Origin of the sequence: Kordiimonas aquimaris, assembly GCF_025574485.1 — a bacterium.
Lineage (GTDB): Bacteria > Pseudomonadota > Alphaproteobacteria > Sphingomonadales > Kordiimonadaceae > Kordiimonas > Kordiimonas aquimaris.
Genome location: NZ_JAOBPO010000003.1, coordinates 152692 through 175129, shown reverse-complemented (window position 1 = coordinate 175129; position 22438 = coordinate 152692). Strand labels below are relative to the sequence as shown.

Genomic DNA, 22438 nt, shown 5'->3' with positions numbered 1-22438 from the left:
GGAGCAACAGCAAATGCTGCTCAAACTGCGCGGGGGTCTTAACTCCTTTTTCGTCACGGCATTACTTGGTCTTCTTATTGCGGCATTCGCAATCTGGGGTATTGGTCCCGGTATGCTGAGTGGGTCAAATCAATCTGTTGCCACTGTTGGCAGCACTGAAGTTGGAACTGACCGGTTTTTTAGGGCGGTTCAACAACGCGCGCAGCAACTACAAGTGCAATTTGGTAGTGACATCAGTACGCCGCAACTTATCCAGATGATGCAACTTGATCGTCAAATTCTGAGTCAGATGATTGTGGATGCCGCTATTCGCGAACATGTATCTAGTCTGGGTTTGCGTGCCACTGATGAGCAATTAGCCAAGCAAATTAGTGAAATTGAGGCTTTTCAGTCTCCGGATGGTAGTTTTAGTCCTCAACTAATGCAGCAAGCACTCTTTAGCTCTCAAACAACGGAGCGTGAACTATTTGACGATATTCGTTCTGGTGTTGCACGGCAGCAATTGCTTGAGAGTTTTTTAATTGAAAACATGGTGCCGCGTAGCCTTGCTGATAACCTTCATGTTTGGCGTGGTGAACGCCGGAATGCTTCGTTAATTAATATTACGTCAGCAGATTTGACTGATATTCCAGCGCCTACTGAAGAGGAAATCGCAACATATTATGAAGCAAGTAAAGCTTCATACATGACTCCAGAACGCCGTTCATACGAGTATCTTCTACTTACACCGGATTATTTTGCTTCGGAAGTTGAAGTGCCTGAGGGAACAGTTGAAGACCTTTATGAGCGCCGGAGTGCTGAGTATGCTCCATCTGAACGCCGTGATATCCTGCAGGTAAATTTTAACAATGAAGAAGATGCTCAAACATTTGTTGAAAGTGTAAACGCTGGCGCTGACTTTGTGGAAACAGCGGTGGCAACAACTGAATTTGTAGCCAATGAACTTGAGCTAGGTGAAAACAATCAAGCAGAGCTTGAAACGATATTTGGTACAGATGCTGCTCGTATTGTTTTTGAGTTGGCGGAAAACACAGCGTCTATCCCAGTTGAAGACATTTCTGGTTGGAATGTATTTATGGTCTCTGAGGTCATAAATACTGAAGCGCGCCCTTTAGAAGAAGTGAGAGCCGAACTGGAGGCTGATTACCGTAATGAACAAGCAATTGATATATTGTTTGATTATCAGGAGCGTATTGATACAGCCTTGGAAGACACAGCGGATTTGTCCGAAATTGCTACAACTGTAGGGCTGCCGCTTGCTGTTGTTACTGGTGTTGATGCAAGCGGTGTGGGCACAGACGGTACACGTGTTGTGACGCAGCAAAATGAATATATTGTTCAATCCGCTGCCTTCCGTGAAGAACTGGAAGCAGAGCCTGAATTGATTGACCTTAACCCAACCGACGCAACAGCTGGTGTTTATATATTAAAGGTAACTTCAATTGATGAACCCGCTGAACAAGCTTTGGAAGATGTACGCTTTCGTGTTGAGACTGATTTGATCGCGCAAAAAAGACAAGCAAGAGCCGGTGAAATCGCTGATGCTGCTGCTGAAAGACTTCGCAACGGTGAAAGTGCAGAATTGGTTGCTGACGAGCTTGGCGGTACGTCATTTGATGCGAACAATGTTGCGCGTAGCAGTGATGGCAATTCAAGCCTTTCTGCTAATATTCGTAATTTGATTTTTGATCTAGATGTTGGCGAAACGGATAGTGAAGTATCTGCTGACGGTAATGGCTATGTCGTGGTTAAAGTGCTTTCTGCTGAGCCTGGTGATCCAGCAACTTCTTTGGCTACAGTGGATACACTGCTTGATCAACTTAACGCTGGCTTTCAGGAAGATTTGTTTGTTCAGTATCAGGCATATTTAGCGCAGCGTTATCCTGCAGAAATCAATAATATTCTCATTAATCAACTATTTACGTCTGAAAACCTTCAGTGATTGATACGATAGACTTCGATGAATTTTCAAATGGCTATAATGCGGGTGCGCCGCAGGTACTATTTCGTTCTTTAGTTGCTGATTTGGATACGCCGGTTTCGGCGTATATGAAGCTTACCAAAGGTGAAACACATAGCTGTTTGCTCGAATCTGTTGAAGGTGGTGATCACCGGGAGAGGTATTCTATCATTGGATTGCGCCCTGACATCGTTTGGCGAAACCGTGATGAAAATGTAGAGATATGCAGAAATTTTCATCAAAATTCTACAGCGTTTATTGCTGATAAACGGCCTCCGCTTGAAAGTCTTCGTGCACTAGTTGATGAAAGTTTAATAGACCTACCGCACCCGTTGCCACCAATGGCTGCAGGTCTTGTAGGGTATATGGCTTACGATATTGTTCGCCAGATGGAAGATATTGGCCCTGCCCGCCCTGACCCACTTGGTTTGGCAACTTCGTTATTTATTCGACCAACTGTGATGGCAATTTTTGATAGTGTAACTAACCTGATAACCATTGTTATTCCAGTTCGGCCAGAAGACGATGTTACTGCTGCCAAAGCCTTCGGTGAAGCTCAAGGCTTGATCGACAGCATGCTGGACCGGTTGGATGCTCAATTGCCGCTTTCTCAATCAGTCGCTGCACCGCTGTTTAATGAGCCAGTTTCCAACACGCCAAAAGAACAATATCTGGATATTGTTAAGCGAGCACAAGAATACATTCTGGAAGGGGATATTTTCCAGGTTGTCCTTAGTCAGCGTTTTACAATGCCTTTTGAATTGCCGCCGTTTGCTCTTTACCGTGCACTAAGGCGCACCAATCCATCACCTTTTATGTATCACCTGTCATTTGACGATTTTGCCATTGTTGGTTCCAGTCCAGAGATTTTGGTGCGGCTAAGAGATAATGAAGTAACAATTCGCCCGATTGCAGGAACACGCAAACGCGGTAAAACGCCGGAAGAAGACCAGGCATTAACTGATGATTTATTGGCAGACAAAAAAGAGCTGGCTGAGCATTTGATGTTACTGGATTTAGGGCGTAATGATGTTGGTCGTGTTGCAAAAGCCGGAACTGTTAATGTGACAGCGCGTAATACTGTAGAATATTATTCCCATGTTATGCATATCGTCTCGAATGTAGTTGGTGATATTGATCCCAAATATGATGCGATTGACGCTTTGTCCGCAGGATTTCCGGCAGGTACAGTTTCTGGTGCACCAAAAGTGCGCGCAATGGAGGTAATTGACGAACTTGAAGTGGACGCACGCGGTCCATATGCCGGTAGTGTCGGTTATTTTAGTGCAAACGGTTCAATGGATAGTGCGATTGTCTTGCGTACCGCTATTGTAAAAGATGGTGAAATGCATGTTCAGGCAGGTGCAGGCGTAGTTGCTGACAGTGACCCTGAATCAGAATATCAGGAATGTGTTAATAAGGCTCGCGCGCTTGTTGTGGCAGCAAAGGAAGCATTGCGCTTTGCCTCTTCAAATCGCGGATAAATGATCATTATTTTGTAACTATTTTGCGCCGTTCATTCGTAATGTTGACGATTTGACTGATGGGCACGAGCTGTAATTCTTTACCCTCTAGTGTTTCTTGCCACCTTTTTAACTCTGTTATTGTTTCAGGGTATGGATGCCCAATACCAACAGCATATCCGCGTTTTCTTGCTATACGTTCAAGCGTTGCTATTTGCCCGCGGATATAATCTGGATTTCGTTCATTATCTAGAAACACATCACGTTTTGCATAGGGTACATTGACGGCATTTGCCGCACGAACGCCAACGCTATCAGGTGTTGTGAGACTATCCACAAAAAGATGGCCGTCGCGTTTTAATCGCGCCATAACGCGGACCATTAAGCCGGGGTTTTCAGTTAAACTGCTTCCCATGTGGTTGTTAATGCCTACATAATTATCGAATCGAGAGAGATTCCACTCTAAGCGTTTGGAAAACTCGTCGAACGTCAAATCCGCAAGCAATGCATTATCGCCGGGATCTGCTGTTTCACGCTGTGACTGCATTGGCAGGTGAACCATTAATTCATGCCCTGCTTCGCGAATAAGCTTTGTTTGTGCCTCAAGATGTTCAGCGTATGGCAAGTATGCCAGCGTTAGCGGACCTGTCATCTTGGCAAAAGTATATGTTGCTTCTTCGTCTAATCCCAAATCATCAATGATAATTGCAATCTTCGGCTTGTCGGTTTCGCTCCAGTTAACGGCATGATGAGTCCAGGCCGCTCTGTTGGCAGTGCTTGAAGGATAGTTTTCAGAAAGTTGAAGAGTTTTTGACTCAACAAGTTCGGGCGTTTTTACATCCGTATTTGTTCCTGCGTATTCTTCTACAATCGCTGTAAGCTCGGCTTGAGATATACCTAAATCGTTAACAGAGGAAACAGCGGTGTTCTGCTCCAACAATGCAGTCATCATCACTCCAAAAATCGTAATAACAATTACAGTATACAAGCCAATTGCCCACTTCTTTGTCGTTACTCTCTGGTTATGACGGGAATACTTCATAGAAAGAAAAACTTACTCTATTTTGCGATACTAAATAAAAGATTTAAGTGAATTATGTGTCACGAAAAGTTTTAGATATTTATGTGGCCTTCTCTTGCCTGTTAAAACCAAGCGCCTTAGTATGAGGGTCGAAATAAATTGCCGATTAATTGGCATTAATGAAGATCATATAATGTATATATTAATCGATAACTACGACAGCTTTACATACAATTTGTACCATTATCTCGTGGAATTGGGCGTGGATGTGGCAGTCTATCGTAATGATCAAATAAGCGTCGAAGATGTAATTGCTAAAAAACCTAAAGGTATAGTCATTAGCCCAGGTCCATGTACGCCGAATGAAGCTGGTATTTGCCTTGATCTTGTCAGGGCGCTTAAGGATACAATCCCTATTCTCGGTGTGTGTCTTGGTCATCAGACAATCGCGCAGGTTTTCGGCGCTTCTGTTGTTAAGGCACCTTATGTAATGCACGGAAAAACCAGCGACATTTTCCATTCAGAAGAAAGCATTTTTGCTAATTTGCCGTCTCCATATGTTGCAACACGCTATCATTCACTGACTGTTGACCCGGAGACAATCCCTGAATGCCTGAAAGTTACTGCACAGACGGATGATGGCATTATCATGGGGCTTTCTCATAAAGAATACCCATTGCATGGGGTTCAGTTTCATCCTGAAAGCATAGCCTCCGAACATGGTCATGATTTGATTAGAAACTTCATTGAGTTTTGCGAAAAAGAAAGCCTGCTTGATGCCTGATCTAGCACCCATATTGAGTGATATCGTTGCAGGTCGAACCTTAAGTGAAGATGAGGCATGTTCTGCGTTTCAGGGAATAATGAGCGGAGATGTCGATTCAGCACAAATTGCTGCTTTTCTGACGGCGCTTCGGATGCGCGGCGAAACCATTGATGAAATTATAGGCGGTGCCAAGGTCATGCGCGCTAATGCTGCGCGCATTAATGCACCTGATGCTACGGTTGATACATGTGGTACTGGTGGTTCCGGAATCGATTCTTTCAATGTGTCGACAGCTGCAGCATTTGTTATTGCCGCAGCTGGGATACCTGTTGCTAAACATGGTAATCGTGCAGCATCATCAAAGTCTGGCTCAGCAGACGTGCTGGAGGCGCTTGGCGGAAACCTTGAACTCAGCATACAGCAAGTTCAGCAAACTCTCGATGAAACTGGTTTTACATTTATGTTTGCGCGTACACATCATCAAGCCGTCAGGCATGTGGTACCAGTACGCTCGGCTCTCAAGTTCAAGACTATATTTAATTTACTAGGACCTCTTTCAAGCCCTGCTCTTGCCAAACGGCAGGTAATGGGAGTGTTTGATCGCCACTGGGTTCGTCCGTTAGCTGAAGTTCTAAGAGGTTTAGGTAGCGACCATGCCTGGGTTGTGCACGGAAGTGATGGTTTGGACGAAATAACGACGACAGGGACGACTTATGTCGCCGAATTGAAAGACAATATTATTACTGAATTCGAAGTTGATCCGGAAGATATTGGTATTAACCTCGTTAAACCTGAGTGTATTCGTGGCGGTGACGCGCAATACAATGCGTTAGCGATTGAAAGTATGATGAATGGAGAGAAATCTGCTTTCCGCGATATTGTTTCACTCAATGCAGCAGCTAGCCTCATTGTTGGAGGCAAGATAGATAGTTTGCAGGCGGGCATAGATAAAGCATGTGAGTTAATTGATAGCGGTGCAGCTAAAGCTACGATGGTACGCTGGGCTCGCTACACTCAGCAATTTGATGGTAAGGCGTGACATGTCAGATATTCTGAAAGAAATCTGTGCACGAAAACAAGTGCATATCTCGGTGAAAAAATCACAAACACCCATAGAGGTATTGAAATCCAGCCTTGGGAATGTGTCTAAGCCGCGCGGTTTTGTGGATGCCCTTAAAGCACAAGTTTCTCTGGAACGTTATGGGTTTATTTGTGAAATAAAAAAAGCAAGTCCATCAAAAGGCCTTATCCGTGCAGAAGGTTTTGTGCCTGCGGAACTTGCAGCATCATATGTTGCTGGTGGCGCTGCATGTTTGTCTGTGTTGACTGATAAGCCATATTTCCAAGGACATGATAGCTATTTGTTAGAAGCACGAGCCGCGTGTGATATTCCAGTTTTACGTAAAGATTTTATGCTTGACCCATATCAAGTCTATGAATCTCGTGCGCTCGGTGCAGATTGTATTTTACTGATTATGGCAGCATTATCTGATGATCAGGCATCCGAATTGGAAGAGATAGCTATCTCATTGGGCATGGATGTCCTGATCGAAGTGCATGACGAAGCTGAGTTAATGCGTGCACTTAAACTCAACAGTCCGTTGATTGGTGTAAATAATCGAAACCTGAAAACGATGGAAGTATCATTAGATAATACACTCGATTTAGTACCGGCTTTACCAAGAGATAGAATTGCAGTTGCTGAATCTGGTTTAAAAACATCAGATGACCTTGCTCAATGTGCCGCGGCTGGCGCTTCTTGCTTTTTAATCGGAGAAACTTTCATGCGCGAGCCAGATGTCTCGGTTGCTGTGCAAGCGCTGCAGAAAGGCGCGGCATGAGCAAGCTAAGTCACACGGATGCTACTGGTGCCGCACATATGGTTGATGTTGGTGACAAAACAGTAACAAACAGGCGAGCTGTAGCTGAAGCATCTGTTGTTATGAAGCCTGAAACAATGCAGCAAATTAAAGACAATGTAATGAAGAAAGGTGATGTGTTAGCAACCGCACGGATAGCGGGCATCATGGCAGCAAAGAAAACACATGATTTAATCCCTCTTTGTCATCCCTTAGCTATTACAAGTGTGAAAGTTAACTTTACATATGCTTCCAAGACTATTTTACATATTGAAGCTACGGCAAAAGTAACAGGGCAGACAGGTGTGGAAATGGAAGCGCTAACCGCTGCATCAGTGGCCGCACTCACTATTTACGACATGGCTAAAGCGGTTGATAAGGATATGCAAATTACCGATGTGCGCCTCCTTTCCAAGGAGGGCGGTAAATCTGGCCTGTATGAACGCGGAAGTGAAAGAGCATCATGATATCAGTTGAGCAAGCATTTGCGCGTATTGTTGGTGATGCGAAGCCTCTGCAAACCGAAAAAGTTGCAGTTGAAAACGCATCAGGTCGTGTCATTGCAAGCCCTGTTGCTGCGCGGCGCTCTCAACCTGGAACGGCTTTATCTGCTATGGATGGATATGCTGTTAATAGTGCGGAGATTAAGGGCAAAGATGTATCTTTAAAGGTTACTGGTGAAAGCGCTGCAGGCCACCCTTTTTCCGGGATAGTTGGTTCTGGTGAAACAATTCGCATTTTCACTGGCGCTGCGGTACCTGAAGGTTGCGACCAGGTCGTAATTCAGGAAAATGTCGAACGTGTTGATGATATAATCAATACTCAAGAAGTATCTAAACCTCAAAATAATGTCAGGCCAAAAGGGGCAGACTTTAACGAAAGACAAGTAGTTTTAGATTCGGGTACTTTTATGTCACCTAAATCAATTGGGCTGGCGGCAGCTGCAGGTCAATCTCATCTGATGGTATATCGTGCACCGAAGATCGCTATTCTTTCGACAGGCGACGAGTTGGCGTCGCCTGACAAAGCGTTGTTTAATCCATATGAAACGGTGGATAGTGTAAAACCTCAATTATCAGCAATGATGAAAGAAATTGGTGCGATAGTTAGCTTTGTCGGCAGTGCCGGCGATAGTCCGGAAGCGCTTGAAGTTGCAATTGATGCTGCAAGTGATGCTGACATACTCGTGACTGTTGGCGGAGCTTCTGTTGGTGATAAGGACTTCGTACAACAAGCGCTTAAAAACAAAGGGTTAATACTGAATTTCTGGAAGGTTGCAATGCGCCCTGGCAAGCCTTTAATTTTTGGAAAACGTGAAAGTCAGTATGTTGTGGGTTTACCGGGAAATCCTGCGTCTGCTTTCGTTTGTGCTATTTTATTCTTGCGTCCATTAGTTGATAAATTAATGGGGCGCCCTGCTCCATTACCGAGCGGTGTACTTTTGCCAACGGCAACCGCTTTACCTGCCAATGGGCCGCGACAACATTACTTGCGTGCTCGCCTTATCGGCAATGCTGGTGAACGTCATGTTGATGCTGCAGCCAGCCAAGACAGTAGTTTGCAGACTGTTTTGGCGCAATGTGATGGCTTGATCATAAGACCTATGGATGCGCCGGCTGCACAAGCTGGATCCCTCGTTCCATTTATACCATTCTGATCAGTTTTGAATGATTTTGTTTTACCTTGACATTCAATCAAATAGTGAACTAAAAGAGAACATAAGGTAAACGAAAATGCTTGGAGACACTATATGTTGACGGCAAAACAGCAACAATTATTGGCTTTCATTGATGAACGTTTAAGTTCAGGTGGTGTATCACCCTCTTTCGATGAAATGAAAGATGCATTGGATTTAAAGTCTAAATCAGGTGTGCATCGGTTGGTAAATGCGTTGGAAGAGCGCGGCTTCATTCGTCGGCTTGCTAATCGTGCCCGTGCGCTTGAAGTTTTAAAGTTACCTGAAGGTTTTCAGGAACATAGTAATAAACCTGCTCAGTCTAGTGTTGTTAATGTAGACTTTGGTATAAATAACAAACGCTCATCAGATGTTGATAGTGATACGAGACAAATCCCACTACACGGAAAAATTGCGGCAGGCACGCCGATAGAAGCGATAGAAAATGCTGATAGTTTTATTTCTGTTCCTCAAGGTATGACAACACCGCGTGATTGTTTTGCATTGGAAGTGTCTGGTGAATCAATGATTGAACTTGGGATCATGGATGGTGACACCGTTATTATTGAAAGTGGTAATGTTGCGCGGAGCGGAGACGTTGTGGTTGCGCTTGTTGATAGAGAAGAAGCCACACTTAAAACGTTGGAAAAGAATGGTGCTGAGATAGCCCTTGTGCCTGCAAATAGGGACCATCAAACACAAGTTTATAAAGCTGACCGTGTTCAAGTACAAGGTAAGCTTGTTGGATTATTCCGCCAATATCATTAGCTTTTTGGATGGAGCTGCTGAGTTACCTTACAGGTAACGGTGTACTCCAGCGTACTTTTAATATTGGCCAAACGTCTTGATTGTCAGGCGATATGTTGTTGTTAGCCTTTTGCAACCAAAGGCCAACAGGACCATATCGCTTGATGTCTTCTGCAGCTAAAAATAATCCAGCTTCTCTGCAATAATTTTTATGCCTATATGATGCTATGACGACTGCACCAGCACTGCATGCAACTCTGGTTGTTTCAAGCGTATTTGAGCGTATGATTTTGAGCGGACTGCCTGATAAATTATTATGCGGTATATTTATTAAACAGGCTCTGGTGTCGCACTTTTGATCGATTTTACGAACTGCAATTTCAGGGTCTACCCCCCAGTAATTCTTCCATGCTTCATCTCGAAAGCCGCCTCGACGACCTCCGACGATTGCGATGCTTTGTTCATCATCAATATGGTATGCGATGACGGTTCCACCGTTATCAATTAATATATCAGCCGGTTCAGCTGCGAGCAGAACTAAAGCAAGAGGAACAGATATGGACCAAAACAACAGCCCATTTCTTCCACTCATAACGCATGAAATAACAATGCAAACCCCACTGGCTGGCAGCAATATTGAATGATAAGGCAAGGAATAAAAAACACCTTCGGAAATTCCTCTAACATATTGAACTAAATACAAAATTACTTCTAAACCATATTCCATAATAATTAATGGAAACGGCTCGATACCTATAAGAATGAACAATAGGCTTAAAAAAGCAGCAGGCATAACAATGAATGCCATTATAGGGATAGCAATTATATTTGTAAGCAAACCTACAAGTGATAACGCTTGAAAATGATATAAAGCAAAAGGAGCTACAGCGATTTGTGCAATTAATGTCGTGCCTGCAGTTGCGAGAATATAAAATATAGTGGTTCTGAATAATGATCGGGTATTAGCGGTTTTCTGTGTTCTTCTTTTATCTCGTCTTATGGCATCTATGTGCTCAAATGCCAAAACTAGAGCCGTAGTTGCAGCAAATGACATATGAAAGCTGACGCTTAATAGTGCCGCAGGATCAATTAAAAGAACAATGAAAGCTGCAAGTGCGACACTACGCAGTGAAACAACTCGACGATCTGTCAAGACCGCAAGAATAGCTACTGAAACCATAATGAAGGCGCGAATGGTGGCCGTGCTTCCACCAGAAACCATCAGATATATGCATGCAAACATCCAGGATAAAATTGCAGCCAGTTTCTTTGGTGAGTATCGCAACGCGACAACAGAAATACTGGCAAAAGCTAATTCAAATAAAGCAAACGCTGCTGCTGTTAACAAGCCCATGTGCAACCCTGATATAGCAAGCAGGTGTGAGAGACCTGTGTCACGTAAATCTGCATTCGTTTCACTATCTAGGTAGTGTCTTTGGCCAGTAATGAGGCTGACAGCAATGCCAGCGTTTATTGGTTCCATGTGTTTTGATATTTGTTGAGCAATATTGGTCCTAAAATTCTCGAGCCACACTTGAAAATTGTACTCTCTCGGCATTGTCGCAATTTTTTGTACTTTTGAAACGGTAAAGCCTTGGGCGACAATATTATTTAATAGGCTATATTGTGCAAAATTGAACCCGCCTGGAACTATTGGACCATTCATCGGGTTAAATACTGCGAGCGTACTGACAGTATCGCCTGCTTTCAGTTTTTCAGGTATTTGAGTGCGAACGTATAACTGTATGTCCGCGTTTAAAATGGGTGTTTTATTGTCAATGTTTGTAACATGAAGTGTTAAGCGGGTGGGCTTGTTAGGTCTTAGCTCTAGACGCTTAACGATGCCGATTATAGAAGCAAAGGTTTCGCGTTCAATTGCGCTTTTAGGAACTGTCTCCATGCGATAACTTGCTGTTGTTAAAGCAAGAAATGCAACCGCGAACAGCAGATTATGCTGAAGCGTAATTTTTTTAAAATACCAAAGTAAATATAATGGGATAACACTAAACAAATACCACCACCAACTTGGCCAAGAGGCGACATAATATAAACGAAGGAGAATTATTGTGGCAAACAAGCTGGTTAAACCCAACAACCGCCAATCTTCATGAAGCTTTATATTTTGAGCCTCAGCTAAACGTGACAATCTATGTGTGTGCGATGAAAAAATATAAACACTCTTGGTAAATTTATTCTGTGAACCACATTTACTCGGTGACAGACTCGCGCCACAGTTTGACACACCAGATTTGTATTCAGCAAAAACATATGATACAAGCCTTATCAAGCTTCTTATACGGTGCTTTTCCAACCGGTTAGCGCTGTTTTTTGACAGAAACAATAGAATTTAAGGCTGAGCGTGCAAAAAGACATGCCCAAAGTAATAACACGGTTTGCGCCATCCCCAACGGGTTTCCTTCACATTGGTGGAGCTCGTACTGCTTTATATAATTGGTTATATGCACGAAGGCATAATGGTCAATTTCTACTTAGAATTGAAGACACAGATAGAAAACGCTCAACTGATGAGGCTGTCGCCGCTATTTTGGCTGGCATGTCGTGGCTTGGTTTGGACTGTGATGGCGAAGCTGTTAGCCAGTATGCTCAGGCAGAGCGCCATAAAGAAGTCGCGTTAAAGCTTTTAGCGGACGGCAAAGCATATCGATGTTATGCAACTAGTGAAGAACTTGCTGAATTGCGTTCAAAAGCGCGTGATGAAGGCAAGCCTTTTCTGGGAGATGTTTGGCGTGATAAAGAACCAGATGCTGAAACGGCAAAACGCCCTTATGCCATCCGGATAAAGATGCCACGCGAAGGTGAGGTAACCATAAATGACGAAGTGCAAGGAAATGTAACTGTCCAAAATAAAGAGTTGGACGACATGATTTTGCTGCGGTCGGATGGAACGCCGACTTATATGCTTGCTGTTGTTGTAGATGATCATGACATGGGGGTGACGCACGTTATTCGTGGGGATGATCATCTTAATAACGCGTTTCGTCAATATCAGGTATATGCAGCAATGGGATGGTCAGTGCCCGTATTTGCTCATATTCCCCTTATTCACGGACCTGATGGCAAGAAGCTATCCAAACGGCACGGAGCCCTGGGTGTCGAAGAATATGCTGAAATGGGCTTTGTACCCGAGGCTATGCGCAACTATTTGCTGCGTTTAGGTTGGAGCCACGGCGACGACGAGATTATATCAACACAACAAGCGATTGAGTGGTTTAACCTGGAAAATGTTGGCCGCGGCCCTGCCCGGTTCGATTTTGATAAACTTGATAATCTTAATGCGCATTACATGCGTACAATGAATTCTGAAACTATCTTGTCACTCGTGAAAAACGAACTAGAAATATATACAGGCGATAAATTAGCTGAAATCGAAATACAGCGCTTACTTGCTGCGATGCCATCAATTGCAGAACGAGCAAAGCGGTTGCCAGATGTTGTGGAGGCTGCGTCTCTTTATTGTAACACGCGCCCTCTAAAACTCACCGAGAAAGCTAGCGCAACTTTATCCGGCAATGGTCCGATGCTGGTTGAGCTAGCAGAAAAACTACTATCTGTTTCCTCTTGGAAATCAGATCAAATTAAGGAAGCTATTATTTCCTATGCAACAGCAAAGGAATTGAAACTGGGCAAAGTAATGCAACCGATCAGAGCTGCCTTAACAGGCGGTTTACCATCAGGTGATTTGACGGATTTGTTGGAAATTTTAGGCCAACAAGAATCGTATGATCGTTTGCTAGATCAAGCAAATACATAAGTTTGACGGAAAACGCTGCGCAGAAGTATATTTAAGAAGGAGTACGACCATGTCTAATGATCCCCTCAAACTCACCGGCACAGGGCTGGATGTTGATCTACCTGTGATGGAAGGCTCCGTGGGCCCTAAAGTAATAGATATCCGTAAGTTATATGCTGAGTCTGGTATGTTCACATTTGACCCCGGATTTACATCGACTGCGAGCTGTGAATCCAAGATCACATACATTGACGGCGAAAAAGGCGAGCTACAATATCGTGGATACCCTATCGAGCAATTAGCTGCCGACAGTGATTTTATGGAAGTGTGTTACTTGCTTCTTTTTGGTGAGCTACCAAGTAAAGCTGAAAAAGAGAAATTCTCTTACGATATTACACATCACACAATGGTTCATGAGCAACTGCACAGGTTCTTTAGTGGTTTTCGCCGTGATGCTCACCCTATGGCCATCATGGTTGGTGTTGTTGGTGCTTTGGCTGCATTTTATCATGACAGTACGGATATAAACGACCCTCATCAGCGAATGGTGGCGAGTTATCGCATGATAGCGAAAATCCCAACTATCGCAGCAATGGCATATAAATACTCTATTGGCCAAGCGTTTGTTTATCCTGATAACGATTTGTCATACGCAGGTAACTTCCTGAAGATGATGTTCTCTGTTCCAGCGGAAGACTATGTGGTTAACCCTGTTCTTGAAAAAGCGATGGACTTGATCTTCATCCTTCATGCTGATCATGAACAGAACGCTTCAACATCAACAGTTCGTTTAGCTGGTTCATCTGGTGCTAACCCATTTGCGTGTATTGCTGCGGGTATTGCTTGTTTATGGGGCCCTGCACATGGTGGCGCTAATGAAGCATGCCTCAATATGCTTGGTGAAATTGGTACTGTAGACCGGATACCGGAATTCGTGGCACGAGCTAAAGACAAGAATGACTCGTTCCGTTTGATGGGCTTTGGTCATCGTGTTTACAAAAACTTTGATCCACGCGCGACTGTTATGCGTGAAACTGCACACCAGGTTCTAAAAGAGCTAGGCGTTGACGACCCATTGTTTGACGTTGCTATGGAGCTGGAGAAAATTGCACTTGAAGACCCATACTTTGTTGAGAAGAAACTGTACCCTAATGTTGATTTCTACTCAGGCGTGATTCTAAAAGCGATGGGCTTCCCGACAGAGATGTTTACTGTGTTGTTTGCTCTTGCTCGTACAAGCGGTTGGATTGCCCAGTGGAATGAAATGATTGAAGATCCAACACAAAAAATTGGTCGTCCTCGCCAACTATTCACGGGAACACCAAAACGGGATTATATTCGAGTTGAAGACAGATAAACCTGAGAATAGATGTTGTTACAGAAAAGTCGACCACAATGTGGTCGGCTTTTTTTGTTGCTAGTAAAAATGAAGTTTATTCGGCGCCCAACATTGCCGTTAGTTTTGCTTGAGCGACTAATTCATCATCGACGTAGGCTTCAGCATCAAACTTCCAAACTGCCCCACCACCACGTGTTTTCGTGAGCTTCATATATAGTACATCACCAGGTACTACTGGTCTACGAAATTTCGCTCCGTCGATACCCATGAAGTAAACAACTTTACCTTTGGCATCATCGCCTAAGTACTGAATGGCTATAACGCCAGCTGTTTGAGCCATGGCTTCTAATATTAGAACGCCTGGCATTACTGGTTTTTGAGGAAAATGACCTGGAAAGAATGGCTCATTCATTGTCACATTCTTGATGCCGGTTGCACTTTCACCGTGAACAATGTCCACCACTTTATCAACCAGTAGGAAAGGATACCTATGAGGTATCATTTCCATTATTTCAGCAATGGATAGTTCCATTAAAGCCTCCCATTCGCTTAATCAGTTGCTCTGATTAATTGCCACCCTGTTCAGGTGTTGCGCCTTCAGCTGCTGGTTGTTGCTGCTGTTGTTGCAACAAAGCAAGCGTTACTGCTGGTAGCTCAACGTCTAGCTGCTCGATAAATTCTGTTGTAACATCAAGACCACTTGCCGAACCCATTACCAAACGTTTGCGCATAATAATTTTTGCGCTACGGTCTTTGAGTATATTACGTATAACCGGTTGACGTGCGCGTTCTACTTGTGTTTGAGCTTCTTGACGCAAGCGATCGAATACGAGTTCCAAGCGTTGTAGCTGCTCTGTTTCGTTTTGATAGCTACGTTGAAGGTTAGCACCTTCGGCTTGATACTCAGCTTCTTTTTGAGCAAATTCAGCCTGATAAGCGTCGTTACCGATTAATGATTTACGCTTTTCAAGATCATCAAATGCAGCTTTTTGACGATTTGAAAAATCGGCAAGTGCTTGCTCAAATGTACCACCCCGTGCGAGGCGATTACGTAGTGCCAGAATAGACTCGCGAATTTGCGTCGTCTGTAAGTTAAAGTCTTTGTATGCAGCAGCTTCACGCTCAACACGCTCGTCATCAACTAGCAGGATGTCTGCAAGTGAAGCAGTTGATATTGTTGCCGCTGCCAATAGGCCAGCTGTCGCAAATTTGATCGTTTTAAGTACGGTGTTCATTGTTATACCCCATGAACTTTTAAAATGTTGTGCCTACATTGAACTGTAGCGTTTGTGTACGGTCACCAAGCTGACGCTTAAGAGCACGTGTTAAATCGATACGGAATGGCCCAAATGGCGACTGCCATGAGAAGCCAATACCAACGGCTACACGAGGTGATATTGAATCACCTGCGATACAGTTGGTATTAAAACCAAATACGAGTGAAGGATCTTCTGCTGACGCAGTTTGGAAGTCCTCGAACTCTCTTCTACTAAATTCACAATTGGGACTATCATCAATTTGGCCGCGGAACAAGGAGCCAGCGTCAACGAATACAGATGCATTAATGCCAGATTCAAGCGCAGCATCCCCTAACGGGAAGAAAAGCTCGCCGCGAGTAATATAGAATGCGGTGCCACCACGTGCGCTTCTTGAGCCTGTGGTTGTGCCTGAGAAGTCGCGTGGTCCGATCCCTGCGATATCAAAACCACGAATACGTGGGCCACCAATATAGAAGCGATCAGAAACCAGAATGCCTTGTCCTAACCCTTCAATTAATCCAGCTTCACCACCTAAGCGGAAGGTCCAACCTGCCCAAGGTGTCCAATAGTTATCAAGATTTAACTGGCTTCTAATATATCTTACATCGCCGCCGAGTCCTGCAAAGTCCTGGCTAAAGGTTATGCGATTACCTCTAGTTGGTCGAATGAAGCTATTAAGTGTATTGTAGTTTAAAGAGTATCCAACAATTGACTGGAAACGTTTTCCGAGAGATTCCTGAAGCGAACGTCCAAGACCCACCGCTAACTCAACATCGCTAAAGTCCCCGTCAGCGTTAGTATCAAAATCATCAGCGGTAATCTCACCGTCGTTGTTAAGGTCAAACCGATCCAAAACAAGCTGGTCATTAGCTGGGTCCCCGTTCAAGGAGGCTTGAACGTTGCTAACAAAGGACGCGAATGTGGAGTTCAACAAACCATTTGGCACAGAAACATCATCCTGACGCAGTGTGTAGCGTGTAGACAATGTCCAGTATTCATTAAGCGCCATACCTGCTCTTAAGGAAAAGCCAAGTGAGTTGGTGTTAAAAAATGAACCAAAGTTTGTAGAATCAATTCTACGTGCAAATATATCAAAGCCTGCTGCAACGCGGCGACCCAAGAAATACGGCTCTGTAAAGCCGAGGTCAATTTCTTGTCGTGTGCCAGATAAACGAACGCCGAGGCGTAAATCATGTGCTTTACCTTGGAAATTTCGCTGGCGAATTGAGAAGTCGAAAATAAAGTTTTCCAAACTGGAAAAGCCTGCCCCAAGGTTCAATTCACCAGTTGCCTGCTCATCGACAGTTACATCTAGCACAAGTCGGTCCGGCAACGAGCCTTGCAGTTGCTCAATTTCAACTTCACGGAAGAAATCTAGACGGCGCAAACGATTTTCAGACCGCGAAACAAGTGCAGAGTTGAAAGCATCGCCCTCTTGCAAACGGAATTCACGGCGGACAACTTTGTCAAGGGTTACAACGTTACCTTTAATATTAATGCGCTCCACATAAACACGCGGTGCATCAAGAATACGGAATGTAATGTTCATGATCCGGTTTTCACGGTCTCTGTTAATTTGCGGTCGCACATCAACAAATGCATAACCAAGTAAACCAGCTGCATTTGAAAGTGATTCAATTGAGTTTTCAATTGCTTCAGCGTTATAATTTGCACCTTCACGCATCAACAAGAATGCACGAAACAGGTCTTCATTAATGTCGCGTATTTCACTTTCCACCTTGATTTCACCAAAGGTGTAAATCTCGCCTTCTTCGACAGTGAAGGTAATAAAGAAATCTTCACGGTTCGGCGTAAGCTCTGATACGGCTGACACTACCCGAAAGTCAGCGTAACCTTCATTAAGATAGTGCTGACGCAAAACCTGTTGATCGTATGCAAGCCTGTCAGGGTCAAATGTGTCATTAGAAGTAAAAATTTTCCACCAACGTGCTTGCTTTGTTGCCAACACGTCACGCAGGTCGCCATCGCCGTATACTTTGTTACCAATGAAGTTGATTTTACTTACTTTGGTTTTTGGGCCTTCTTGAATTTCAAAAACCAAATCGACGCGGTTTTGTTCACGTTGTACTACTTTGGGTTCGATGATGGCAGCGAAACGGCCAGAACGGCGGTACAGCTCAAGCATGCGTTGAACATCTGAACGAACGCGTGCCCGTGTAAATACCTGACGTGGGCGTAAGCGAACTTCTTCAGCAAGTTCTTCGTTATCAAGCTTCTTATTACCTTCAAAAATAATCCGGTTGATAATTGGATTTTCAACAACGCGGACGATCAACGCGCCGCCGCGCTCCGTTAGCTCAACATCAGAAAACAAACCGGTGGCGAACAAAGATTTTAGGCTCGCGTCAAGCAATGAGGGATCAAAAGGGTCACCAGGGCGAACTGATAAATAAGATGCAATTGTTTCCGGTTCAACACGCTCGTTACCCGAAACGCTGATTTGTTGAATGATCGGCACCTGCTGCTCTGCAGCGGGTTGTTGTGCAGTTGCATTGCTGCCTAGAATAAAGGACAGATATAAACCCAAAAACAACAACACGGGCTTGATAATGCGCATAGGTAATAAACTCAAGTTTTGACCCAATCTAAAAGTCTTCTGCATAATGGCGGTGAAATTGGCCTAGAGTGCCATGGATTGCAAGTCATTCAATGTCACAAGAACCATAAAAATGAACATTATTGCCATTCCGGCAGTAAAACTGACTTCTTGGGCCTTCTTACTAAGTGGTGACCCCTTCAATGCCTCCAAGCCATAGAACAACAAATGACCACCATCCAGCATTGGAATCGGTAATAAATTAACTATGCCTAGATTTAGAGAGAGGATAGCAAGGATCCAAACAAAATTTTCGAAACTAATATGGGCGGCTTCACCCACCATGTTGGCTATACGCGCTGGACCACCTAACTCTTTTACAGAACGTAAACCGATTACCATTTGACCAAGCGTTGTAAACATACTGTCGGCCATTGAGGCTGTTTGACGGAAACCCTCGCCGAGTGCTCCAATTGGGCCTAATTCCACTCGCGTTAATGGCGGAGATTGTACACCTAGGTGGCCATATGGATAGCGGTTGCCAAACCGGTCTTCCATATAGCGAACTCCGAGTTCAACCATAACCGTTTGTGTATTACCTGATCTTTCAATGACAATTGGCACACGGCCTGCTGGATAAAGACGGATAATGGCACCAACATCACTGAAACGCTCAATGGTGTCGCCGTTAACAGACAGAATTCTGTCATCTACCAATAGCCCAGCGGCTTCAGCAGCCGACTCTTCCTGTACACTAGCAATAATAGGCTCAGATATGCCGACGCCGTAATTAAGGAAGAAACCTGCAAAAACTACAGCCGCAGCAATAAGGTTAACTGCTGGACCGGCAAAGACGATAAGCGCACGTTGCCAGAGAGGTTTGAAATGATAACAAACGGCTTTCTCGTGTTCTGGCATGTCATTTGGAATGTCACCAGGGTTACTGGCGGCAGATGCATCTCCAAAGAATTTAACATACCCTCCTATTGGAAATGCACTAACTTTCCAGCGGGTACCGTTGCGATCAGTACGGCCAAAAAGTTCTTTTCCCATACCGATAGAGAAAGTATCCACTTTTACACCGAATATACGGGCAACAATAAAATGACCCCATTCGTGAATAAAAACCAGAATTGAAAACCCGCCTATAAAGGCAGCAATCGTAAATAGTAAACCTGGACCTTCAGTTTCCATTTTAGTCTTCCATATCGCTATGTCGTTTGCATCCGTGTTTATACCGCGAATGTTTTATAAAAATGAGTTTAAAATTGTATTTTCTGCATTTCGTCGCGCATTCTCATCTATTTCGAACACCATCGAAAGTGAATGTGGCGCTTTCATGTCGTTTTTGCCTAATACTTCCTGAACAACAGATGAAATATCCGTAAAAGAAATTTTCTTGTTTAAAAATGCTTCAACAGCAATTTCATTGGCAGCATTTAAAACAATGGAAGCACTACCTCCTGCATGCAGAGCTTCTGTCGCGAGACGCAAGCAAGGGAAAGCTTCCAAATCAGGCGTAAAAAATGAAAGTTGCCCTATTTCAGCAAGAGATAAGCGATCAACCGGAGCATGCATGCGTTCAGGCCATGCAAGACTGTATGCAATTGGCGTACGCATATCCGGGCTGCCAAGTTGAGCGAGAACACTTCCATCTACATACTGAACCATGGAATGTATAACGGACTGTGGATGTACCAATACTTCAATTTGTTTAGTCGAGACAGGAAAGAGATGAAAGGCTTCGATAACTTCAAGGCCTTTATTCATCATTGTGGCAGAATCGATCGATATTTTTTGACCCATTTCCCAGTTTGGATGCTTAATGGCTTCGCTGGGGGTGACATTTTTTAGGCTTTTCTGGTCTCGGCCCAAAAACGGACCGCCTGAAGCGGTCAATATGATTTTCTCGACGCTATTGTTTTCGGCGTTATCAAAAACCTGAAAAATTGCATTATGTTCAGAATCGACAGGCATGATTTTTGTCTTATGCGTTATCGCTTCTTGCATCATAATATCGCCAGCGCAGACAAGGCTTTCTTTGTTAGCGAGGCCAATAGTTGTGCCGCATCTTATAGCAGATAAAGTCGGCCTTAAGCCGGCAGCTCCTACAATGGCTGACATTACAAAATCTGCATTGAGCGTTGCAGCTTGTATCAACCCCTCTTCTCCAACTGCTATTTGAATAGCAGTACCGGCCAGTAGCTCCTTTAGAAGCCTATATTGCTTTGGGTCAGCAACAACTGCGAGTTCTGCGTTAAATTCAATCGCAAGCTTTGCTAGAGCTTGTGCATTGCTGTTAGCGGTTAAGGCAGAAATGATAAACTTGTCTGGATTACGGCGCACTAAATCGAGAGTACTCATGCCAATAGAGCCGGTGGCTCCTAATACAGTAATACGTCTTGGCTTAACGGTGCTCATTTATTGCCCTGCACCGTTTAGAATAGCGACAGCAATAACGAGCGCGGTAAAAGGTGCGGCAAAAATAATACCGTCCACACGATCAAGAATACCGCCATGGCCGGGAATAATTGATCCACTATCTTTAATATCCATATGTCGCTTGATAGCACTTTCGTATAGGTCACCAAGTTGTGCGACTAATGCGACAACTGCACCAGCGATTGCAAAATTCAGCGGTGTGCCCCACCCAAATAGATAACTGATAACCAGTGACACCAATGCGGCTAACAACATGCCACCAATTAACCCTGCCCATGTTTTCTTGGGGCTTATCGACGGAGCTAGTTTTGGTCCGCCAATTGACTTACCCGCAAAATACCCGCCAACATCCATTGCCCATACAGCAAAAAACAACCAAATAACCAACAAGCCATCATTATCTAAATGCCGTAACCACATTAAAGACAAAATTGCTAATCCAATATAAGCAACACCTGATAAGCTTGTTGCTACACTGGCTGAACTATCGATTTGGCTGAGTTTGGCCGGTCTGTATAAGAGTAAAATTAGTGCAAACAGCAGGATGATTCCAATTGTCCACAATGCAAACTGTGTTTCTTCTGTTTGAAAAACAAGAATTGGCAAAGGAAGTGTGGATACGCATAGAAACGATCCTATGATGTATGGCTTTTGATTATTTTTTAACATCATGTGCCATTCAGTGGTCATCATGTAGCCACCTATAACGAGAAGCGTATAGAACCACCAATCACCAAGATATATCGCGCCCAGCACGACAGGCAGAAGCGCTAATGCCGAAATAATTCGCTTAAAAAGGTTATCTGATAAACCTAGTGGCATTTATGTGAGTCCTTGCCCAACAATTATGGCCTTGCACCATAGCGGCGGTCTCGAGATTGAAACTCTAAAACTGCATCAGTAAACGTTTGCTGTGTAAAATCAGGCCACAAAACAGGTAAGAACAAAAATTCAGTATAAGCTGACTGCCATAACAAAAAGTTTGAAAGGCGTTGCTCACCACTCGTTCTAATTAGCAGGTCCGGATCAGGTATTTTACTTGTGAACAGATGTTCCTCGATTGTTTTCTCTGAAATATCATTAGGTTTTAGCGTTCCTAGACCGACCTTGGATGCAATCTCTTTTACTGCAAGAGTAATTTCATCGCGTGAACCGTAACTAAGAGCTATCACGAGTGTAATTCGAGTATTGCTTTTCGTAAGCGCCTCGGCTTTATCAATCAGTTTCAGAATGTCTGGGGAAAGTGTATCGCGGCAACCAATAACTTTTAGGCAAACACCTTCTTTGTTGAGTGTACGTATCTCTTTTTTAAGATACATTTTCAACAAGCCCATCAGGTCAGTTACTTCGTCTTCTGGTCGGTTCCAGTTTTCCGATGAAAACGCATACAGAGTTAAATACTGTACGTTATTGATAATAGCGCCCTCTATCGCCTCTTTTACGGCGTCAGCGCCCTTACGATGGCCTCTGCTGCGAGACACTCCAGAGCGAGCAGCCCAGCGGCCATTGCCATCCATAATGATGGCAACATGCTTAGGTGGTGTGGGCGCCTGGCCTGTTTCAGCAGGTATGTCTGCGACAGCTTGCAAAACCATTTGC

At 44.0% G+C, this 22438-nt stretch carries 19 protein-coding genes; 10 read left to right on the top strand and 9 right to left on the bottom strand.

All coding sequences use genetic code 11. The annotated features are described in order from the left end of the window. Window positions 1–13 precede the first annotated feature (13 nt). Together OEU88_RS10530 and trpE are read left to right on the top strand one after the other, a co-directional pair. On the top strand, window positions 14–1942 hold the full coding sequence (locus OEU88_RS10530) for a peptidylprolyl isomerase (protein WP_262695127.1): 1929 nt from the start codon (window positions 14–16) through the stop codon (window positions 1940–1942). Further along, a complete protein-coding gene (trpE, locus tag OEU88_RS10525) occupies window positions 1939–3444 on the top strand; it encodes an anthranilate synthase component I (protein WP_262695126.1) in 1506 nt (501 codons plus the stop codon). The genes OEU88_RS10530 and trpE overlap by 4 nt, the downstream gene beginning before the upstream one ends. Before the next feature lie 7 nt (window positions 3445–3451). Here the strand turns inward: trpE and OEU88_RS10520 are convergent, their stop codons facing one another. Then, on the bottom strand, window positions 3452–4372 hold the full coding sequence (locus OEU88_RS10520) for a divergent polysaccharide deacetylase family protein (protein WP_262695125.1): 921 nt from the start codon (window positions 4370–4372) through the stop codon (window positions 3452–3454). 265 nt (window positions 4373–4637) lie between these two features. Between OEU88_RS10520 and OEU88_RS10515 the strand changes: the two genes are divergently transcribed. From OEU88_RS10515 to lexA, 6 genes are all read left to right on the top strand, one after another. Next, window positions 4638–5228, top strand: coding sequence for an anthranilate synthase component II (locus OEU88_RS10515; protein WP_262695124.1), 591 nt, complete (start codon window positions 4638–4640; stop codon window positions 5226–5228). Continuing rightward, window positions 5221–6249 carry an anthranilate phosphoribosyltransferase gene (gene trpD, locus OEU88_RS10510; RefSeq protein WP_262695123.1) on the top strand — a complete coding sequence of 343 codons (1029 nt, stop codon included), beginning with the start codon at window positions 5221–5223 and terminating at the stop codon, window positions 6247–6249. Before OEU88_RS10515 ends, trpD begins: the two co-directional genes overlap by 8 nt. 1 nt (window position 6250) lies before the next feature. Further along, window positions 6251–7051 carry an indole-3-glycerol phosphate synthase TrpC gene (gene trpC, locus OEU88_RS10505; RefSeq protein ID WP_262695122.1) on the top strand — a complete coding sequence of 267 codons (801 nt, stop codon included), beginning with the start codon at window positions 6251–6253 and terminating at the stop codon, window positions 7049–7051. Next, on the top strand, window positions 7048–7536 hold the full coding sequence (gene moaC / locus OEU88_RS10500) for a cyclic pyranopterin monophosphate synthase MoaC (protein ID WP_262695121.1): 489 nt from the start codon (window positions 7048–7050) through the stop codon (window positions 7534–7536). Before trpC ends, moaC begins: the two co-directional genes overlap by 4 nt. After that, on the top strand, window positions 7533–8726 hold the full coding sequence (locus tag OEU88_RS10495; RefSeq protein WP_262695120.1) for a molybdopterin molybdotransferase MoeA: 1194 nt from the start codon (window positions 7533–7535) through the stop codon (window positions 8724–8726). The genes moaC and OEU88_RS10495 overlap by 4 nt, the downstream gene beginning before the upstream one ends. 93 nt (window positions 8727–8819) lie before the next feature. Continuing rightward, a complete protein-coding gene (gene lexA / locus OEU88_RS10490) occupies window positions 8820–9512 on the top strand; it encodes a transcriptional repressor LexA (protein WP_262695119.1) in 693 nt (230 codons plus the stop codon). Between the two features lie 22 nt (window positions 9513–9534). On the opposite strand, the gene OEU88_RS10485 is transcribed toward lexA, so the two are convergent. After that, the gene (locus OEU88_RS10485; RefSeq protein ID WP_262695118.1) at window positions 9535–11802 is read right to left on the bottom strand and encodes a ComEC/Rec2 family competence protein; all 2268 of its coding nucleotides are present in this window, start codon (window positions 11800–11802) and stop codon (window positions 9535–9537) included. Between the two features lie 60 nt (window positions 11803–11862). On the opposite strand from OEU88_RS10485, the gene gltX reads away from it, so the two are divergent. Beyond that, a complete protein-coding gene (gene gltX / locus OEU88_RS10480) occupies window positions 11863–13263 on the top strand; it encodes a glutamate--tRNA ligase (protein ID WP_262695117.1) in 1401 nt (466 codons plus the stop codon). A 49-nt stretch (window positions 13264–13312) separates the two neighbouring features. Continuing rightward, the gene (locus OEU88_RS10475) at window positions 13313–14599 is read left to right on the top strand and encodes a citrate synthase (RefSeq protein WP_262695116.1); all 1287 of its coding nucleotides are present in this window, start codon (window positions 13313–13315) and stop codon (window positions 14597–14599) included. A 76-nt stretch (window positions 14600–14675) separates the two neighbouring features. On the opposite strand, the gene fabZ is transcribed toward OEU88_RS10475, so the two are convergent. From fabZ to OEU88_RS10440, 7 genes are read right to left on the bottom strand one after another with little or no spacing between them, the layout of a single operon-like run. Continuing rightward, entirely contained in the window at window positions 14676–15113 is a 438-nt protein-coding gene (gene fabZ / locus OEU88_RS10470; protein WP_262695115.1) for a 3-hydroxyacyl-ACP dehydratase FabZ, read from the bottom strand. Window positions 15114–15147: 34 nt separating this feature from the next. Beyond that, entirely contained in the window at window positions 15148–15816 is a 669-nt protein-coding gene (locus OEU88_RS10465) for an OmpH family outer membrane protein (RefSeq protein WP_262695114.1), read from the bottom strand. A 19-nt stretch (window positions 15817–15835) separates the two neighbouring features. Beyond that, on the bottom strand, window positions 15836–18433 hold the full coding sequence (bamA, locus tag OEU88_RS10460; RefSeq protein ID WP_262695113.1) for an outer membrane protein assembly factor BamA: 2598 nt from the start codon (window positions 18431–18433) through the stop codon (window positions 15836–15838). A 48-nt stretch (window positions 18434–18481) separates the two neighbouring features. Further along, window positions 18482–19591: a M50 family metallopeptidase gene (locus tag OEU88_RS10455; protein ID WP_262695112.1), complete on the bottom strand. Its 1110-nt coding sequence runs from the start codon at window positions 19589–19591 to the stop codon at window positions 18482–18484. A gap of 54 nt (window positions 19592–19645) precedes the next feature. Then, entirely contained in the window at window positions 19646–20818 is a 1173-nt protein-coding gene (locus tag OEU88_RS10450) for a 1-deoxy-D-xylulose-5-phosphate reductoisomerase (protein WP_262695111.1), read from the bottom strand. Then, entirely contained in the window at window positions 20819–21661 is an 843-nt protein-coding gene (locus OEU88_RS10445) for a phosphatidate cytidylyltransferase (protein WP_262695110.1), read from the bottom strand. A gap of 23 nt (window positions 21662–21684) precedes the next feature. Further along, the gene (locus OEU88_RS10440; RefSeq protein ID WP_262695109.1) at window positions 21685–22434 is read right to left on the bottom strand and encodes an isoprenyl transferase; all 750 of its coding nucleotides are present in this window, start codon (window positions 22432–22434) and stop codon (window positions 21685–21687) included. Window positions 22435–22438 lie beyond the last annotated feature (4 nt).

Coding starts and splice junctions, on each gene's coding strand:
- OEU88_RS10520 (WP_262695125.1), bottom strand. CDS start 4,372: ATGACTGCATTGTTGGAGCAGAACACCGCTGTTTCCTCTGTTAACGAT.
- OEU88_RS10455 (WP_262695112.1), bottom strand. CDS start 19,591: ATGGAAACTGAAGGTCCAGGTTTACTATTTACGATTGCTGCCTTTATA.
- moaC (WP_262695121.1), top strand. CDS start 7,048: ATGAGCAAGCTAAGTCACACGGATGCTACTGGTGCCGCACATATGGTT.
- OEU88_RS10515 (WP_262695124.1), top strand. CDS start 4,638: ATGTATATATTAATCGATAACTACGACAGCTTTACATACAATTTGTAC.
- OEU88_RS10440 (WP_262695109.1), bottom strand. CDS start 22,434: ATGGTTTTGCAAGCTGTCGCAGACATACCTGCTGAAACAGGCCAGGCG.
- OEU88_RS10475 (WP_262695116.1), top strand. CDS start 13,313: ATGTCTAATGATCCCCTCAAACTCACCGGCACAGGGCTGGATGTTGAT.
- gltX (WP_262695117.1), top strand. CDS start 11,863: ATGCCCAAAGTAATAACACGGTTTGCGCCATCCCCAACGGGTTTCCTT.
- lexA (WP_262695119.1), top strand. CDS start 8,820: ATGTTGACGGCAAAACAGCAACAATTATTGGCTTTCATTGATGAACGT.
- OEU88_RS10465 (WP_262695114.1), bottom strand. CDS start 15,816: ATGAACACCGTACTTAAAACGATCAAATTTGCGACAGCTGGCCTATTG.
- trpC (WP_262695122.1), top strand. CDS start 6,251: ATGTCAGATATTCTGAAAGAAATCTGTGCACGAAAACAAGTGCATATC.
- trpD (WP_262695123.1), top strand. CDS start 5,221: ATGCCTGATCTAGCACCCATATTGAGTGATATCGTTGCAGGTCGAACC.
- OEU88_RS10445 (WP_262695110.1), bottom strand. CDS start 21,661: ATGCCACTAGGTTTATCAGATAACCTTTTTAAGCGAATTATTTCGGCA.
- OEU88_RS10495 (WP_262695120.1), top strand. CDS start 7,533: ATGATATCAGTTGAGCAAGCATTTGCGCGTATTGTTGGTGATGCGAAG.
- OEU88_RS10450 (WP_262695111.1), bottom strand. CDS start 20,818: ATGAGCACCGTTAAGCCAAGACGTATTACTGTATTAGGAGCCACCGGC.
- OEU88_RS10530 (WP_262695127.1), top strand. CDS start 14: ATGCTGCTCAAACTGCGCGGGGGTCTTAACTCCTTTTTCGTCACGGCA.
- fabZ (WP_262695115.1), bottom strand. CDS start 15,113: ATGGAACTATCCATTGCTGAAATAATGGAAATGATACCTCATAGGTAT.